Annotated in this window: 17 protein-coding genes, 1 pseudogene and 1 other annotated feature; all 18 genes and pseudogenes read left to right on the top strand. The window is 38.5% G+C overall.

Features of this window, described 5'->3' with window-relative positions; translation table 11 throughout:
* Window positions 1–12: 12 nt before the first annotated feature.
* A complete protein-coding gene (radC, locus tag RGU12_RS16460) occupies window positions 13–684 on the top strand; it encodes a RadC family protein (RefSeq protein WP_396232404.1) in 672 nt (223 codons plus the stop codon).
* A 95-nt stretch (window positions 685–779) separates the two neighbouring features.
* Window positions 780–1,796 (top strand): rod shape-determining protein, encoded by a 1,017-nt coding sequence (locus tag RGU12_RS16455; protein ID WP_116351635.1) that lies wholly within the window; start codon window positions 780–782, stop codon window positions 1,794–1,796.
* Between the two features lie 82 nt (window positions 1,797–1,878).
* Complete coding sequence (mreC, locus tag RGU12_RS16450; RefSeq protein ID WP_309537022.1) at window positions 1,879–2,742, top strand: rod shape-determining protein MreC; 864 nt, start codon at window positions 1,879–1,881, stop codon at window positions 2,740–2,742.
* Window positions 2,739–3,248: a rod shape-determining protein MreD gene (mreD, locus tag RGU12_RS16445; RefSeq protein WP_309537021.1), complete on the top strand. Its 510-nt coding sequence runs from the start codon at window positions 2,739–2,741 to the stop codon at window positions 3,246–3,248. Before mreC ends, mreD begins: the two co-directional genes overlap by 4 nt.
* 69 nt (window positions 3,249–3,317) lie before the next feature.
* Window positions 3,318–4,010: a septum site-determining protein MinC gene (minC, locus tag RGU12_RS16440; RefSeq protein WP_116351867.1), complete on the top strand. Its 693-nt coding sequence runs from the start codon at window positions 3,318–3,320 to the stop codon at window positions 4,008–4,010.
* A gap of 2 nt (window positions 4,011–4,012) precedes the next feature.
* The gene (gene minD / locus RGU12_RS16435; protein ID WP_309537020.1) at window positions 4,013–4,813 is read left to right on the top strand and encodes a septum site-determining protein MinD; all 801 of its coding nucleotides are present in this window, start codon (window positions 4,013–4,015) and stop codon (window positions 4,811–4,813) included.
* A 643-nt stretch (window positions 4,814–5,456) separates the two neighbouring features.
* Complete coding sequence (locus RGU12_RS16430) at window positions 5,457–9,851, top strand: S8 family serine peptidase (RefSeq protein ID WP_309537019.1); 4,395 nt, start codon at window positions 5,457–5,459, stop codon at window positions 9,849–9,851.
* A gap of 593 nt (window positions 9,852–10,444) precedes the next feature.
* Window positions 10,445–11,221: a peptidoglycan DD-metalloendopeptidase family protein gene (locus RGU12_RS16425; RefSeq protein WP_309537018.1), complete on the top strand. Its 777-nt coding sequence runs from the start codon at window positions 10,445–10,447 to the stop codon at window positions 11,219–11,221.
* Complete coding sequence (locus RGU12_RS16420; RefSeq protein ID WP_309537017.1) at window positions 11,214–12,080, top strand: M50 family metallopeptidase; 867 nt, start codon at window positions 11,214–11,216, stop codon at window positions 12,078–12,080. The genes RGU12_RS16425 and RGU12_RS16420 overlap by 8 nt, the downstream gene beginning before the upstream one ends.
* A gap of 59 nt (window positions 12,081–12,139) precedes the next feature.
* Window positions 12,140–13,609 (top strand): Rne/Rng family ribonuclease, encoded by a 1,470-nt coding sequence (locus tag RGU12_RS16415; RefSeq protein WP_309537016.1) that lies wholly within the window; start codon window positions 12,140–12,142, stop codon window positions 13,607–13,609.
* A gap of 72 nt (window positions 13,610–13,681) precedes the next feature.
* Window positions 13,682–13,761: a sequence feature (ribosomal protein L21 leader region), on the top strand.
* Window positions 13,762–13,778: 17 nt separating this feature from the next.
* Complete coding sequence (gene rplU, locus RGU12_RS16410; protein WP_116351627.1) at window positions 13,779–14,087, top strand: 50S ribosomal protein L21; 309 nt, start codon at window positions 13,779–13,781, stop codon at window positions 14,085–14,087.
* An 11-nt stretch (window positions 14,088–14,098) separates the two neighbouring features.
* Window positions 14,099–14,425, top strand: a complete 327-nt coding sequence (locus tag RGU12_RS16405; RefSeq protein ID WP_116351626.1) for a ribosomal-processing cysteine protease Prp — start codon at window positions 14,099–14,101, stop codon at window positions 14,423–14,425.
* Window positions 14,426–14,452: 27 nt separating this feature from the next.
* Window positions 14,453–14,746 carry a 50S ribosomal protein L27 gene (gene rpmA / locus RGU12_RS16400; RefSeq protein WP_010678277.1) on the top strand — a complete coding sequence of 98 codons (294 nt, stop codon included), beginning with the start codon at window positions 14,453–14,455 and terminating at the stop codon, window positions 14,744–14,746.
* Window positions 14,747–14,910: 164 nt separating this feature from the next.
* Entirely contained in the window at window positions 14,911–15,450 is a 540-nt protein-coding gene (locus RGU12_RS16395) for a Spo0B C-terminal domain-containing protein (protein WP_309537015.1), read from the top strand.
* A gap of 33 nt (window positions 15,451–15,483) precedes the next feature.
* Window positions 15,484–16,770, top strand: a complete 1,287-nt coding sequence (gene obgE, locus RGU12_RS16390; RefSeq protein ID WP_309537014.1) for a GTPase ObgE — start codon at window positions 15,484–15,486, stop codon at window positions 16,768–16,770.
* A gap of 124 nt (window positions 16,771–16,894) precedes the next feature.
* Complete coding sequence (gene thrR / locus RGU12_RS16385) at window positions 16,895–17,335, top strand: transcriptional regulator ThrR (RefSeq protein WP_116351623.1); 441 nt, start codon at window positions 16,895–16,897, stop codon at window positions 17,333–17,335.
* Between the two features lie 13 nt (window positions 17,336–17,348).
* Window positions 17,349–18,203, top strand: coding sequence for a prephenate dehydratase (gene pheA, locus RGU12_RS16380; protein ID WP_309537013.1), 855 nt, complete (start codon window positions 17,349–17,351; stop codon window positions 18,201–18,203).
* Between the two features lie 159 nt (window positions 18,204–18,362).
* Window positions 18,363–18,540, top strand: a pseudogene (gene safA / locus RGU12_RS23840) (SafA/ExsA family spore coat assembly protein); the annotation flags it as partial.
* Between the last annotated feature and the right edge of the window lie 217 nt (window positions 18,541–18,757).

Here is an 18,757-nt window from a genome sequence, read left to right as displayed (position 1 = left end):
TCATCAGCACTCATGATTCGAGATTATCCACAAGACGAAAGACCGCGAGAACGATTGGTATCTGACGGTGCAGATAGCCTTTCCAACCATGAGCTCTTAGCGATTCTTCTTCGAACAGGTTCAAAGGAAGAATCGGTTATTCAATTATCAAACCGCTTACTGCATCATTTTGAAGGACTTCGATTATTAAAGGATGCATCTGTTGAAGAAATAACCTCCATTAAAGGAATCGGAAAAGCAAAAGCTGTACAAATCATGGCGGCAATAGAACTTGGCCGAAGAATTGGCAAACTTCAATACGAAGATCGGTATGTGATTCGATCTCCGGAGGATGGTGCTAAATATGTGATGGAGGATATGCGATTTTTAACTCAAGAACATTTTGTTTGTCTTTATCTGAATACGAAAAATCAGGTAATTCATCGTCAAACCATTTTTATCGGAAGTTTGAATGCCTCAATTGTGCATCCTAGGGAGGTCTATAAAGAGGCATTTCGAAGATCAGCAGCATCCATCATCTGCATTCATAATCACCCTTCAGGTGACCCGGCGCCAAGTCGGGAAGATATCGAAGTTACAAAGCGGCTTGTTGAATGTGGTAGGATAATCGGCATAGAACTATTGGACCATTTAATCATAGGTGAACACAAATACGTCAGTCTCAAAGAAAAAGGTTATGTGTGACTATTAATTTTTAATTTTGTACGATATAATATTGGTTATGAGTTTTTCGCATGCTAACCCATTTTATTCGCGTATCAGAAAGGAAGATACATATTATGTTTGGAATAGGTACAAGAGACCTTGGTATAGATTTAGGTACAGCAAATACACTTGTTTTTATTAAAGGAAAAGGCATTGCAGTAAGAGAGCCTTCTGTTGTTGCGATGCAAACAGATACAAAACAGATAGTTGCAGTAGGGAATGACGCAAAAAACATGATCGGGCGTACACCAGGTAATGTTGTTGCACTTCGTCCGATGAAAGACGGTGTCATTGCGGACTACGAAACAACTGCGACAATGATGAAATATTACATTAATCAAGCAGTTAAAACGAAGAGCTTCTTCTCAAGAAAACCATATATTATGGTGTGTGTACCATCTGGTATAACAGCTGTAGAACAGCGTGCAGTAATTGATGCTACTAGGCAGGCTGGTGCAAGAGATGCTTATCCTATTGAAGAACCATTTGCAGCTGCTATTGGAGCAAATCTTCCTGTTTGGGAACCAACGGGCAGTATGATTGTTGATATCGGTGGTGGAACAACAGAAGTCGCAATCATCTCTTTAGGTGGTATTGTAACAAGCCAGTCCATACGCATTGCTGGAGATGAAATGGATGATGCCATTATTCAATATATTCGTAAAACCTATAACCTCATGATCGGTGATCGTACAGCTGAAGCAATCAAGGTAGAGATTGGCTCTGCCGGTGCTCCTGAGGGTGTAGAAAACATGGAAATTCGCGGAAGAGATTTATTAACGGGATTACCAAAAACCATTGAAATTACGGCCGAAGAAATCTCTCGTGCCCTTCATGACACTGTGTATGCGATTGTTGATGCAGTGAAAAATACTCTTGAAAAGACACCACCTGAGCTAGCGGCAGATATTATGGATCGCGGGATTGTTTTAGCAGGTGGAGGAGCCCTATTACGAAATTTGGATAAAGTGATAAGTGAAGAGACGAGCATGCCAGTTCTTATTGCTGAGAATCCATTAGATTGTGTAGCGATTGGTACAGGTAAGGCCCTTGACCATATTCATTTATTTAAAGGAAAACAAAGGATTTAAGATAAGAATCTAATATAGTGGGGAATTTTCGTTTCCCTACTATATGTGTTGAAATTTAAAGTTTAGTTAGAGGGTGTAACACATGCCACAATTTTTACTGAATAAGCGATTAATTATTTTACTAGTTTGTATCATCGTTCTAGTGGCATTGATTGGATTTTCCTTAAAAGAGCGTGAAAAATTATCGTGGCCGGAACAGTTTTTAAAAGATTCGGTTGGATGGGTACAAAGTATCTTTCATCAACCTTCTCAGGCTATTGCTGGATTATTTGATAATGTCAATCATATTCAAAACACATTTGAAGAGAACAAACTCTTAAAGGAAAAGCTAGATTCCTATGGGAAATTAGAAGCAACAGTACAAGAATTAGAAAAAGAAAATGAAAAATTGCGCGATGTTTTGAAAAAAACGGAATCACTCGATCAATTTAATAAAATACAGGCAACGGTTATTGGACGTAACCCTGATCAGTGGCATGAAATTATCACGGTTAACAGAGGAACCAGGCATGGGGTTAAAGTTGACATGGCTGTAATCACCTCAAAAGGCTTAATTGGAAAAGTTAAACATGCAAATTCATTTACATCCACCATCCAGTTATTAAGCTCCCCAAATCGCATCAATCGGATTTCAGCATATATTCAAGGGGATAACAAGATTATGGGACTAATCGAAGGGTATGACCAAGAAAAAGAAGCTCTTTTATTTAAAATCAATACACCAGACTCGAAAATCGAAAAGGACCAAAAAGTACTTACTTCCGGACTTGGTGGGATTTTCCCAAGTGAGCTTTACATTGGGGAGGTCATGGACGTTGTCCCTGATGATTACGGATTAACAAAAACAGCATATATTAAGCCTGCAGCTGATTTTTATGAAATTGATCATGTTATAATTGTTGAAAGAACGATGATTGTTCCAAATGAAGAGGAGGAAGAATCGTGAAGCGTTTCGTTCTTCCTTTTATTTTGTCCTTCGTTTTTTTATTTGAAAGCAGCTTTGTAGATTTAGTACCGGCAGACATATTTCATAAAGATAATGTGTATGTACCTCGGTTTTTGTTTGTCTTGATTGCTTTTATAACCGTTTATTTTAATAAACCGATGGGGCTTGTTTATGGTGCCATTTTTGGTCTTCTATACGATATTGTATACACTGAAATACTAGGGGTTTATTTATTTCTATACACACTTATTGCCTATCTTATTTCCTGGGCAAGTCGAATTCTTCAGACAAATATTATAGTTATCTCACTTTTAAGTCTGATTGGGATAATAGCTTTGGAATTTTGTGTGTTTGGAGTAAACAAGGCAATCGGAACAGCTTCTCTTTCAATAGAACAATTTCTTCAAATCCGAATTGTACCAACACTTCTTTTAAATAGTATATTTTTACTAGTATTTGCTTACCCATTTAAGAAATTACTAGCAAAGTTACATATAGAAGAGTAAATAAAGTTAAAAATTTTTAAGAATTAACAGGAAAAAAGGAGTCTTTTGTTGAAGTATATTATCGTTGAGGTGAACGGCGTGAAAGGACAAAAACAACAGTATGTTACTATAAAAGGGACAAAAGACGGACTAACGTTACATCTCGATGATTCTTGTTCATTTAAAGAACTGATCTCTGACTTAGAGATTAAGCTTTCGTTGAATCAGAAACGGAATGATGATGTTCCGTTTGTTCCTGTTAAAGTGAAAATTGGTAATCGTTTTTTAACTCAAGATCAAGAAGAAGAAATACGCTCTATCATTCGAAATAAAAAACATTTAGTTGTAGATGTAATTGACAGTAATGTGATTACAAAGCAAGAAGCCGAAGAGATGAAAAAAAAGCATGAGATCGTCTCTGTTACAAAGGTAGTTCGTTCTGGACAAGTCCTAAAAGTAGATGGTGACCTTTTGCTTGTCGGAGATGTAAATCCTGGAGCAACTGTTATTGCAGGTGGTAATATTTTTGTTTTAGGTTCGTTACGTGGAATTGCACATGCTGGTTTCTATGGTAGAAAGGATGCCATCATTGCGGCGTCAGTAATGAAACCTACACAACTACGAATTGGTGATATAATGAATAGAGCACCAGACTCTATTCAAACAGAAACAAATATAATGGAATGTGCATATGTGGACGATAATGAGACAATTGTAGTAGATAGATTGCAACAGTTAACTCATTTAAGACCTAACTTAACAAGGTTAGAAGGGGGAATCTAGCTGTGGGAGAGGCTATAGTTATTACATCAGGAAAAGGTGGAGTCGGTAAGACGACTACGTCTGCTAATGTAGGCACTTCCTTGGCTGTGCTAGGGAAACGTGTGTGTTTAATAGATACAGATATTGGCCTTCGAAATCTAGATGTAGTCATGGGATTAGAGAATCGTATCATCTATGATTTAGTTGACGTTGTACAAGGTCGTTGTAAGCTGAAACAAGCTTTAGTAAAGGATAAACGATTCGATGACCATCTCTATTTACTGCCGGCTGCCCAAACTAGTGATAAAACTGCAGTAGAGCCTAGCCAAATGAAGACATTGGTCGAAGAGTTAAAACAAGATTTTGATTATATTATTATCGATTGTCCTGCAGGTATAGAACAAGGTTTTCAAAATGCTGTAGCTGGAGCAGACAAAGCGCTTGTTGTAACAACGCCTGAAATATCAGCAGTTCGTGATGCTGACCGAATTATTGGTTTACTAGAAAAAGAGGAAGTGGAGCCACCACGCCTCATCGTAAATCGTATACGAAATCATATGATGAAAACTGGCGAAATGCTTGATCTTGATGAAATTGTTACACATCTTTCAATTGATTTAATTGGGATTGTGGCAGATGATGATGAAGTCATTAAAGCTTCCAATAGCGGTGAACCCATCGCATTAAATTCAAACAGTAAAACAGCAATTTCATATCGAAATATCGCACGAAGAATTTTAGGTGAATCAATTCCACTACAGTCTCTTGAAAACGACCAAAAGGGTATGTTTACAAAGATTAAGAAATTCTTTGGCGTCCGTTAAACCACCATTATCATTGGTGGTTTTTCTTATGTAGTCGAGAATAAAAAAACAAGATTTTAGAAAACCACTTACTATTTATAAGGATTAGGTCCTGTTTATTCTCTAAATGAGTTTTTTGCTAGGTGGCATTGCCTATTATGAAAACAAAAAAAGAGAGAATAAGTTACCAACTAATGTCTATTCTGCTTATTCGTAAAATTAAAGTAAGGAAAATATAATCATTTTTTAATCATAAAACATCCCTCTGTAACAAATATGTCATTCTACCTATCATGTTAGTTATGAGTAAAGTAATTGTAAATATATTGTAAAAACACATTTTATTGGTAATACCCCTATAAAAACACATTTTTTTCGAATATATATTTCTTCGTTCAAAACTCCTAATTTGTCTATGACAAAATAAGCAAAAAATACCAATTTCTCAATATTCAAAATATTATATCACCATTCGACACTTTTTCCCATAAAAACAGGCTACAGTTAACGTATACCTGTACTTCTACATAATGCGGTTTCTACTGAAAATCGCGTTTCCAACTAGAGAGAAATGGGGAGATTCCCAAAGCATTTGGAGTACAGGAATTCAAAAGAAGGAGGTTAATTAGTCAATCTCTAAAAAAATTAAAAGGGAGGAAGTTTTATGAGGAGGAACGGAAAACGTAGGTTAACGAAGGTTGCAACTGCATTCATGTGTGCGCTTTTACTTGTTCCAGGTGTAACGTCACAGGCATCTGCACAAACAAAAGATTCTTCAATTTCCTATTTAGAAAGTAAAAAAGAAGTAACTTCAAGTAAAATTTCGAAGAGCTTACAAGACCAATTTGCGAACGACAAAATGGTTACATTTTTAATCAAGTTCAAGGATCAGGTTGATTCTAAGAAAATAGCAAACGAGGCTACTAAAAAGGCAAGTTTACAAAAAGCCACTGTCGCACAAACAAAGTCCATAAAGCGAAATGCTGTTGTATCAGAACTTCGAACAACTGCAATTGAATCACAAGGCAATGTAAAGGAGTTTTTGAAAAAAGAAGAAGCTGCTGGTAACGCAAAGGATATTAAATCCTTCTTCATTGTAAATGGAATGGGATTAACTGCTACTAAGGAAGTTATGGAAAAAATCGCATCATTCCCTGAGGTTGAGAAGGTGTTACCAAATGAAATACGCCAATTGCATACTCCAGCTAAAGTGGAGACATCGGTTGCAGTTGAATCAAAAGCAAGCCCTCAAAACATTGAGTGGAATATTGATCGTGTAGGTGCTCCGCAAGTTTGGGAAATGGGAATTGATGGATCAGGTACAGTTGTGGCTAGTATTGATACGGGTGTTCAATGGAATCATCCGGCACTAATGGAAAAGTACCGTGGATATAATCCAGCCAATCCAAACAATCCGAATCATCAATACAGCTGGTTTGATGCAACCGCTGGTCGGTCTGCTCCATATGATGACATCGGTCACGGAACACACGTTACAGGTACAATGGTTGGAGCTGAGCCAAATGGTGCAAATCAAATTGGGGTTGCTCCAGGTGCAAAGTGGATTGCTGTAAAGGCATTTACATCTGCTGGTGGATCAGATTTTGACCTATTAGAAGCTGGGGACTGGATTATTGCTCCAGGTGGCAATCCGGATATGGCTCCAGATGTAGTAAATAACTCGTGGGGTGGAGGACGAGGATTAGATGAATGGTATCGTCCAATGGTTCAAAACTGGAGAGCAGCGGAAATTTTCCCAGAGTTCTCTGCAGGTAATACAACATTATCGAACCCGGGTGGCCCTGGATCGATTGCAAATCCAGCAAACTACCCTGAATCATTTGCGACAGGAGCTACAGATATCAATAATCGTTTAGCTAGCTTCTCGTTACAAGGTCCATCACCATATCCAGGAGATATGAAACCTGATATTTCAGCTCCAGGAGTGAACATTCGCTCTTCGGTACCAGGGAGTGGTTATGAGGGTGGATGGAATGGAACATCAATGGCTGGACCACATATTTCTGCTGTAGTAGCCTTATTAAAACAAGCAAATGCGTCATTAACGGTTGAACAAATCGAAGAAATTATCACAACAACTGCAACTCCTTTAACTGACGGTACTTTCCCAAGCTCTCCAAACTTTGGTTACGGCTATGGATTAGTTAATGCATATTTAGCTGTATCCTCCGTTGCTACTGGGCTAGGGAAAATTAAAGGTCAGGTTGCAAAAGACGGTGTAGATGAAGTAGCTCCAACTTTTGAGCATACAGCGCCGAGCGAAATGTATGCTGGTATGGATTTACCACTTTCTATTTCTGTTCAAGACAATGTAAGCATCTCATCTGTTGTTCTTCAATATGAAAATCAAGCTGGTGAATGGGTGAGTGTAGCAGCTACTCAAACATCAGGTACTTACAAAGAAGGAACATACGAGGCAGTTATTCCAGGGGAAGAAATTGCAGTGCCATCTGTTTCATATCGTTGGCAGGTTGTTGATTTTGGCCAAAATGATGTAACAACAGACGTTTATGAAGTATCAGTAAAACCAGGAATTTCAGTCGGATATTTCCAAGACTTTGAATCTAATCCTGTAGGCTGGTTCTCATATGGAGCTGAAAATTCTTGGCAATGGGGTACTCCTACGAGTGGACCAAATAGTGCTTATTCAGGTGAGAAGGTTTATGCTACAAATCTATCTGGAACGTATGCTAGTCGTGCTAATATGACTCTTGTAATGCCTCCAATAGACTTGCCAGCAGAAGGTCCTACGTACCTACAATACATGAACTGGTACAATCTTGAACGTAACTGGGATTTCGGTCATGTATTTGTCTCAACTGATATGGAAAACTGGACACAACTAAGACGTATCACAGATATTTCTTCAGGCTGGCAGTCTGCAGAAGTTGATTTATCTGCGTATGCAGGTCAAAGAATATATATTGGCTTTAACGTAACAACCGATGGAAGTGTAGTTCGAGATGGATGGTACATTGATGATGTGCGTCTATCGAATGAGCAACTTACAGCAGGAAATACAACTCAATTAGGAGTTATGCCTACTAAAGGTGAAAGCTCTGTTGACTCTAAAGAAGGGGAAAAAGTCAATCCTGCAAAAATTAAGCCAGAAGGTTCCCACATTGACATGAAGGAAGTTGATGTTGATAAAGTTAACCCACAGGCATTACCAATATATGCTCAAGTGAGTATTGTGGAATCAGGGAGATCCGTTACAACTAACCCTGCAACTGGAGCATATGAATTAATTCACGGAACAGGAGATTTTACAGTAGTTGCTGAAAGCTATGGATATCATCCAGCACAACAAACTGTTACTGTTGAGGCTGATGGAGAGGCAGTAGCTAACTTTGTGTTAGAAGAAAAAGCAAAAGGAACAGTTTCCGGTACAGTTACAAATTCGGCAACTGGTGAACCAGTTTCAGGTGCCACTTTATTACTTGTAGAAGATGCAAATGTAACTCCTGTTGAGACAAATGAAAATGGTCAATATTCACTTACAGCTTATGAAGGTACGTATACTGTTCGGGTAATGGCTCCTTCTTATTACAGTGATTCATTTGAAGTTGTCCTTGAAGGAGATGGAGCGTTAGAACAAAACGTTGAGTTAAGACCATTCATCGGATTTCCTGGGGAAATTGGTTATGATGATGGTACTGCGGAAAATGCTCGTGCTTTCTATGATGCAGGAAATGGCTGGGCTGTGAAAATGTCCTTAGAAGAGGGTCATGATACTGCTCTTGTAATAGGAGGACTATTCCGTTTCTGGGATACCTCATGGCCAACTCCAGGAGGTACTGATTTCAAAGTAGAAGTTTGGGATGCAAGCGGAACAGATGGATCTCCAGGTAAAAAACTAGCTGGACCAATAGATGCTACAGCGCTTCGGACCGGTGGGTGGACAAATGTTGACCTAGCTGATGAAGGTATCATTGTAGAAGGAGACTTCTATATGGTGTACATCCAGACAAAACCCAATCCTAATGCTCCTGGACTTGCAACTGACGAAGACGGTGAATATTCAGGCCGTAGCTGGCAATTTGTTGGTGGTGGTTGGTCATTATCACCAGAAGCAGAAGGTAACTATATGATTCGTGCTACAGTTAATTATGAAGTAACAGCACCAACTATTACTTCACCAGTAACAGGATCATTTACAAATAATCCGAACGTAACAGTTGAAGGTAAGGCTGCTCCGACAACAACGGTTCATGTATTTAATAATGGTGAAGAGGTTGCGACAACGGATACAACCGCGGAAGGTACGTTCTCTGTAGATGTTGATTTACAAGTTGGTGAGAATTCTTTAACAGCTAAGGCATCAACTGATACTGGTATTACGGACCCATCAGAAGCTGTTGTGGTAGTACTTGATCAAACAGCGCCTGAACTAGCCATCACTAGTCCAGAAGATGGCTTAAAGACAAATAAAGAAGCTGTAACGGTTACAGGTACTGTTCAAGATGAGAATATCGATACTGTCACAGTGAATGGTGAGAGTGCGACGATTAAAGATGGAAGCTTTTCAAAGCGTATCCTAGTAGATAATGGTGAAAATAAAATTGAAGTAGTTGCAACTGACAAAGCGGGTAATTCAACTAATAATCAAGTGACTGTATTTGCCAAATTTGGTGAATTAACAATAGCAGATCTGAAACCTACAGAGGATGTACAGTTACAATCTGGTGAGAGTGTGAAGATTGAATTCACTAGTGAGCCAGGACTTACTGCCTCCTACGCTATTCGTTTACCGTTAACAAATACAGCAGGTCTTAGCGACGTTACGGAACTACCTCTCCAAGAAGTCTCACCTGGTGTCTATGAAGGATACTGGACAGCAGTTTCTAGTGTAGTTGCTGAAGGTGCTGAAATTGAGGTAATTGTTAGAGATGAGTTTGGTAACGAAGCTCGACAATTAGCAACAGGTAAATTAATTATCAATGTTCAAGAAGATGATGGAAAACCTGGAAAAGGTAAACCGGGAAAACCAGGCAAACCGGGAAAACCAGGTAAACCGGATAAGCCAGGAAAGAAATAAATTTGAAGCATTAGTAGAAAGAAGGATGTGGAGAAAAACCACACCCTTCTTTTTTTATGGCTGTTTTCGCAAATTTTGTTGTTTTTGATATAGCCATTAATAAGTATTATTAGACACATAAGTGCACCCTCTAGTGATTGGAGCGTATGGCGCGAGATCCTCGAAAATGCAGGCATTTTCTTCGTGCGGTGTAGTTTCAAGGAAGCAAGGTCAACGTCCTGCGGGAATAGCGAGCCAAGCGAGACCCCGCAGTGAGGCATTAATGTTCGAAGCCTAAGAGCGCCACGTCCTGTGGCAACGGCTTCGTGACCTACATCGTGTAGGCCTGAGGAGGCTTGCGGATCGCCCGCGGAAAGCGAGTGCCAGAAGCGGAAATCACCCTAGTTCCACCAATAAACTTTATGTTAATAACAACAATCCTTTAGAATAGAGCCTTTTTTATAGATAGTTTTTCGGTTGTTACTAATATCAAGTTTGTCTTTCTTAGTTATCAATCATCAAATTTAATCGATAAAAAACTTCATGCTGTCATATCTAAAGCCCTTCAGTCATAGACTTGTACAAATAATATGGACAAGGAATGATGTGGAAATATGAGTAATCGAGCGAACGAAATTAGAAGGCGGATTGAAAAAAGAAAGCGTGCGAGATACTCCACCTCTGTTACTCCCCAAAAAGCAGCTCCTCCCTTTTTGGCAAGTGATGAGGAGCGATATGGAGGCAGTACATACTCATCTTTCGATGGTGGACCAGGAGAAAGCGGGCATCCACTGTTTCGTAAGGAAGTTTTTCTTTTTAAAGTATTACTTTCAGCAATCCTTGTATTATCGATCGGCATTATATTTAAAAACCAGTCTCCAACATTTGAGAATGTTAGGCATTTTGTAACAAGTACAATGGAGACTGAATTTCAATTTGCAGCTGTTACTGAATGGTATAAAGATACTTTTGGTAGTCCACTTGCATTGATCCCAATCAATCAAAATAAAGAAGAAAGTAACACCGCTACTCCAGGTAAATACGCGATTCCTGCAGCAGGAAAAGTGACTGAATCCTTTGAAGCGAATGGCCAAGGCGTTATTGTTGAAACAGATAGCAAAGTTGTTGAATCTATGAACTCAGGTTATGTAAAAGAGGTTTCTGTTAAGGGAGAACTAGGAAAAACAGTGGTCATCAAGCATAGTGATGGATCTGAAACGTGGTATGGAAATTTAGGTTCGGTTGATGTGAAACTTTATGATTATGTGGAAAAAGGGCAGGAAGTTGGTAAGGTTAAAGAACCAGAGAGTGATAGCAAAGGAACCTATTATTTCGCAATTAAGCAAGGTGAAACATTTATTGATCCGATACAGGTGATAAAATTTGAATAAATATGTAAAGCTCCTCAGAAAAATTGAAATACATCCATTGCTTTGGCTCATCGTTGGAGTGGCAGTCATTACTGCACATTTCAGGGAGCTATTGATGTTATTTTTTATCATATTGGTCCATGAAATGGGACATGCTGCATGTGCCCATTTTTTTTCATGGAGAATTAAAAAGATACAGCTCCTTCCATTTGGTGGTGTGGCGGAGATGGATGAGCACGGTAATCGTCCCCTGAAAGAGGAGCTTCTTGTTATAGTAGCAGGACCTCTTCAGCATATATGGATGGTGGCACTTGCTTATTTTTTAACAGTTGGGTCTGTTATTTCCGAAAAGACTTTTGACCTCTTTTTTTATCATAATGTGGTTATCTTTTTCTTTAATCTCCTTCCAATATGGCCATTAGATGGAGGGAAACTTTTATATTTATTTTTCTCATATAGACATTCTTTTTTTGAAGCGCATAAACGAATGCTTTTTGTATCAAGCATGGTTGCGGTAATCATTTTACTGGGGATGGTCGTCTATAGTCCTACTAATCTTAATCTCTGGGTCATCCTATCCTTCCTTTTCTTTTCGATTGTAATGGAGTGGCGGAAACGGCACTACGTGTTTATGAGATTCTTGCTGGAGCGTTATTATGGAAAGCAGGACACCTTTACGAAATTAAAGCCATTGGTCGTAGATGAATCAGAGATGGTATATACCGTTCTATCTATGTTTCAACGGGGATGCAAGCATCCGATTGTGATCCAAAAGGATGGAGAAAATCAACAGCCTCTTGATGAAAATGAGCTTTTACATGCCTATTTTAATGATAAAAAGATTACCCAACCGGTTGGTGAGCTTCTCTACTTGTATTGACGTTACTAGTTAGGGTACATTAAAAAAGAAAGTGTAACGTTAAAGCGAGGATTAAAGGTTTGAAAACAATTATCATTAATGTAAAAACAAGTGAAAAACGTGTCGCAGTGCTAGAGGAAAATAAAGTTTTAGAAATAAATATCCAACAGCCCAAACATAAAGAAATCGTCGGAAATGTTTATAAGGGGCGTGTAATTGATGTTCTTCCGGGAATGCAGGCTGCTTTTGTTGATATTGGCTTAGGCCGAAACGGTTATATTGGTCGAGAGCAGCTTGTGTCTTATCATCTAGCACCCCCTAATGAAAAAGAAAAAAGTATATCCCAATTTGTTAGACAAGGTGAGGAAATTATTGTCCAGATAACGAAAGAAGGGGCAGATAGGAAAGGCCCTAAATTAACTGGTCTTATTGAATTTCCTAGTACTTCCCTTGTCTATTTGCCGTTTGGAAATTATGTAGCTGTCTCTAGGAAAATGAAAGAGGAAGAAGAAAGGGATAGATGGCGCAGATTTGGAAAAGCCTATCTTCAAAACGAAGAGGGGCTAATTGTTCGAACAGCATGTGAAAATCAAGATGAAGTGAAAATTTTGAAGGAGCTCGAATTTGGACGAAGTCGTTACCAATCTTTGCAAAAACAACAAAAACAATTGAAAGCGCCAAGTCTATTATTTGATGCGAATAATCTTGTAGATAAAATTTTACTCGAGCATCGGCTCGAAACGATTAAAGAAATTGTGATAGATGATGCGCAAATGTATCGACAATTAAAGGAACAGCTAGGTGAAGAAAAAGTCTCTTATTATCGTGGGAAAGAAAATATTTTTTCTTTCTATGGGATCGAGAAAGAAATTGAACGAGGTCTCAAATCGATTGTGTGGCTTGACAATGGTGCCTATTTGTTAATTGAGCAAACGGAAGCATTAACAATTATTGACGTAAACACCGGTAAATTTCAAGGGAAAGAAAATTTACGAGACACCGTGTTTAGAGTGAATTTAGCTGCAGCAAAAGAAATAGCATATCAGCTAATGCTACGTGATATTAGTGGAATCATCTTAATTGATTTTATTGATATGAAGATAAATGATGAACGTCAAAAAGTAATTCAAGCTATACGCTCTGTATCACAGAAAGACCGAAATCGGGTGACAATTCATGGCTTTACTTCACTTGGTATTTTAGAAATCACTCGTAAAAAAACAAGAAATGATCTTTCCGCTATTTTACAGACGAACTGTCCAACTTGTTCTGGTACTGGTCGGATTGATTCTCCTGAAACTGTTGTTTTTAAGCTTGAGAGAGAACTATGGGAGCAACAAGGAATGGACCATGAAGCTATCTGGATTGAAGCAACTGAAGAAGTGAAACATGTTTTTCTTGGAGAGCATAATGAACATAAGAAACGATTAGAAGAAGCATTGTCTATTAATATTTACATAACAGAACTTGTTTCATCACGACATGATTATAATATTAGACAAATAGGTAGTAATGACGAAATAAGGGCAAGACTACATCCCTTATCCTGATTCAACATTGATATTTAATATTGACTCCACCTTGGCTTTGTGATAATATTTTCATGTTATTGTTTGTAGCACCCATTGCTACAACCGCACATTCCAGGTATTTAAGTTTCCTTAAATGGAGCGCCTGTGTAGTGGCGAGTCTTAGTCCAAACTATTAGGAGGTGCAAGTATGTACGCAATTATTGAAACTGGCGGTAAGCAAATTAAAGTTCAAGAAGGCCAAGAAATCTATGTTGAGAAGCTTGACGTAGAACAAGGTGGAACAGTTACATTTGACAAGGTTTTATTCGTAGGTGGCGAAAACGTGAAAGTTGGTAGCCCAACTGTTGAAGGTGCAACTGTTACAGCTAAAGTTGAAAAGCAAGGTCGCGCTAAGAAGATCATTGTTTTCAAATATAAGGCTAAAAAGAACTACCGTAAAAAACAAGGTCATCGTCAACCTTACACTAAAGTTGTAATCGAAAAAATCAACGCATAAGGCTTTCTATCATGATAAAGGTAACTATTAATCGTAATAGTACTGGTAGAATAGATTCATTCACAATGAGTGGACATGCCGAATATGATGTTCCTGGTAAGGATATCGTTTGTGCAGGTGCCTCAGCGGTTGCTTTCGGTACCATTAATTCCATATATGCTTTATGTAAAGTAGAGCCGATATTGGAGCAAGAAAAAAATGGTTTCCTCCGCTGTCAGATTCCTTCTCTTAAGGATGAGACAATTGAGGAAAAAGTACAACTTCTTCTAGAAGGAATGCTTGTATCCCTACAAACGATTGAACTTGATTATGGACAATATATGAAAATTCAATCATAAAAACTTCATTTACAGGAGGTGGAACAAATGTTCGTAAGATTAGACCTTCAATTCTTCGCTTCTAAAAAAGGGGTAGGTAGTACAAAGAACGGTCGTGATTCAATCGCGAAACGTCTTGGTGCAAAACGTGCTGATGGTCAATTCGTTACTGGTGGATCTATTTTATACCGTCAACGCGGTACTAAAATTTACCCAGGAGTAAACGTTGGCCGTGGTGGTGACGACACTCTATTCGCAAAAGTTGACGGAGTTGTTAAATTTGAGCGTTTAGGCCGTGACCGCAAACAAGTAAGTGTATACCCAGCTGCGCAAGAAGCGTAATCGTTGCACATAAAACTCTAACCACATGGTTAGAGTTTTTATTTTTATGAACAATTGTACGTTTAGAATGTAGTGTTATTTTTCAAGGTTTGATATAATTTTTAGACAAGATTCGAAATCAAAAATGTTGTTTTTAACGACATTTGACTTTTAGGGGAAATGACATGAATAAAAATTGGAGTACGATTGATGTTTTAAAACATACACGTCACGATTGGTTAAATAAAATACAATTGATTAAAGGAAATATCTCACTAAATAAACTTGAACGGGTTAAAACGATTATTGAAGAGATTGTAATCGATGCTCAAAATGAAACGCATCTAACAAATTTACAAATTCCATCCTTTGCTGCACTTATCATGACCTTTAATTGGGAACCACATAAATATCAATTAGACTATGATCTAGTCGGTGACATTCGAAACCTATCAAACCACGATAAGAATTTAGCTGAATGGTCCACACAATTTTTTACCATACTTGAAGAAGCAGTAGACGATCGGGGAGAAAATCATTTATCGCTCACGATAGACTGTTCGACTGAGGAAACTCGATTCTTTTTCGATTTTAGTGGAATACTAAAAAATAAGGAAAATCTAACAAATTGGCTAACAACAATGAGCCAATCAGAAAAATTCCCGAAACTAACGGAATACAAAGTACATAATGAAGAAGTAAGTCTAACAATACATATTGCATAAAGTTTAAAGTGCATAAATAAGCGGAGGTAAGACATGTTTGTAGATCAAGTCAAAGTGTATGTAAAAGGTGGTGACGGTGGCAACGGAATGGTTGCATATCGTCGTGAAAAGTATGTTCCAATGGGTGGACCAGCAGGTGGAGATGGCGGAAAAGGTGCTGACGTCATATTTGAGGTAGAGGAAGGACTTAGAACCTTGATGGATTTCCGTTACCAACGGCATTTTAAGGCAAAGCGTGGAGAACACGGAATGTCTAAAAATCAGCATGGTAAAAATGCGGAGCCGATGGTTGTAAAAGTACCACCTGGAACCGTCGTAACAGATGATGATACAGGTGTAGTCATTGCGGATTTAACTCAGCATGGTCAAAGAGCAGTGATTGCGAAAGGTGGTCGTGGTGGAAGAGGTAACTCTCGATTTGCGACACCTGCCAATCCAGCTCCGGAAATCGCTGAAAATGGTGAACCTGGGCAGGAGCGATATGTAAGACTTGAACTAAAAGTGTTGGCTGATGTTGGTCTTGTTGGATTTCCAAGTGTTGGAAAATCGACCCTATTATCCGTTGTGTCAGCAGCCAAACCAAAAATTGCTGAATACCATTTTACTACGATTGTTCCAAACCTTGGAGTTGTGGAAACCGAAGATGGACGTAGCTTTGTGATGGCCGATCTTCCAGGTCTAATTGAAGGTGCACATCAAGGTGTGGGCCTTGGACATCAATTTTTACGGCATATTGAGCGAACAAGAGTGATTGTTCATGTCATTGATATGTCTGCGATGGAAGGTCGAGATCCTTACGAAGACTATTGCACAATCAATCAGGAATTAAAGGAATACAATCTTCGCTTAACTGAACGTCCGCAAATTATTGTGGCAAATAAAATGGATATTCCTGAGGCGGAAGAGAATTTAAAAGTATTTAAAGAAAAACTTCAGGATGATGTGAAAATTTTTCCGATTTCAGCAATTACGAGAAAAGGTCTTCGTGATCTTCTATTTACCATTGCTGACTTACTTGAAAACACTCCAGAATTTCCGCTTGAGGTGGAGGAAGATACAAGTACTCATCGCGTAATGTACCGTCACGAAAAAGAAGAAGTTGATTTTGTGATCACACGTGAAAGCGATGGCTCATTTGTGATTACTGGGGAACGAATTGAAAAACTCTTTAAAATGACTGATTTTACAAGGGATGAGTCAGTAAAACGATTTGCCCGCCAATTAAGGGGAATGGGAATCGACGACGCCCTTCGTGAAAAAGGTGCAAAACACGGGGATATCGTAAAATTACTCGACTATGAATTTGAATTTATAGAATAAAATAACGCGTGTTCAAAAAGGGGGATGAATAGGACTCTTTCGGCATTTAGTCGAAGTTCCTATATCACTTTTACCGCATTTTTGAACTTCATTAAAAAAGAAGGTAGTAGGGGGAGTAGCTTACATGGATGGCAAATTCTATCTGGTTCGTGAAGATGTTCTTCCAGAAGCGGTTCGAAAAACCCTGGATGCAAAGGAACTATTAGACAGTGGGCAAGCACAGTCAATTGCTGAAGCTACACAAAAAGTAGACTTGAGTAGAAGTGCCTATTATAAATACAAAGACACTGTCTTTCCTTTTCACACAACGGTTAAAGAAAAAATTATTTCTTTGTTTTTTCATTTGGAAGATCGATCTGGTACACTTTCACAATTACTAAGAACAGTAGCAGACACCGGTTGTAATGTATTAACAATCCACCAAACAATTCCGCTAAGAGGAAAGGCGAATGTAACACTCTCGTTAAATACATCAGGCATGCATGGTGAAGTAACTGACCTCCTTGCTAAACTTCGCAAGCTCGAATTCGTTGATAAAGTTGAAATTCTTGGAACAGGGGCATAGGGGGAGACACACGATGACAATAACGAACGTGGGATTTTTAGGTCCCAACGCTACATTTACAGCACAAGCGGTTTCTGCATTATTTCCTGGTAAGAATAACAAACCATACCGTACAATTCCTGCATGTATTGATGCAGTAGAAAATGGGGAAGTCGATGTAGCTGTTGTTCCGATTGAAAATACGATTGAAGGAACTGTTAATTTAACAATTGACTACTTGATTCACGAAAAACAATTGAAAATTGTGGGTGAAGTGATCATCCCAATAAAGCAACATTTAATGGTGCACCCGGAGAATACAAACGATTGGGAAAGAGTCGAGGGCATATATTCACATCCACATGCAATCGCACAATGTCATAAATTTTTATACAATAGCTTTCCGAATATACAGCCGATTGAAGCAAGTTCAACAGGTGCAGCAGCAAAGTTTGTCAGTGAACATCCAGACCAAAAACTAGCTGCAATTGCAAACTCATTTGCAGCCAAGGAATATGGTTTAACGATTGTTAGACATGATATCCATGATTTTAATAACAATCATACGCGGTTTGTTGTCCTACATAAAGAGATGCTAGACTTAGATATTAAAAGAGACGGTACAGGAAATAAAACCACGTTAATGGTTACATTGCCATCAGACCAAGCTGGAGCATTGCATCAAGTATTATCTGTATTTGCATGGAGAAAATTAAATTTATCAAAAATTGAATCAAGACCTATGAAAACAGGGCTTGGTAATTACTTCTTTTTAATTGATATTGAACAAAAGATGGATGAAATTCTAATCCCTAGCGCGATTGCTGAATTAGAGGCTTTGGGAAGTGGTGTCACCGTATTAGGAAGCTATCCATATTATCGAATGTAAGACTTGACCATTGGTTAAGTCTTTATTTTTTTACGCATGGCCATCATGTTTGCTGTACATAATTTGTGAAGCCTACGCATAAGTTGTGATGAGAAATAGTGGCAATTTGCCTAATTTGTCATAGTATGTATTGACTTATGTATAGGAGGGGAAAATCGCGTGAAGATCCATATCGTTCAAAAAGGCGACACCTTATGGGAAATTGCGAAAAAATATGGTGTCGACTTTCAAGAACTAAAAGCTGTAAATACCCAGTTAAGCAATCCGGATATGATTATGCCAGGTATGAAAATTAAAGTGCCTACCGGAACTGTACATGTAAAAAAAGAAGCACAAATTGGTGGAGTTAAACAAAAGGAAGCTCAAATTCATGTAGCACCAAAAAAGGAAGCACAAATTCAGCATCCGTTTGCTATTATTGCTCCACAGCCATTTCCAGTGATGGAAATAGAGGAAGAAGAAGAGGAGGTAAAAGGAGTGGAAACTGGACCGTATATTCCTCAGATGCCACAGATGCCGGTAATGCCACAAATGCCAGCAGCGCCGCCACAAAT

Origin of the sequence: Ferdinandcohnia sp. QZ13 (assembly GCF_031324165.1) — a bacterium.
In the GTDB taxonomy this organism is placed as follows: domain Bacteria; phylum Bacillota; class Bacilli; order Bacillales; family Bacillaceae_L; genus Ferdinandcohnia.
Note: the sequence above shows the minus strand (reverse complement) of the source record. Positions and strands in the feature narration are given on the sequence as shown.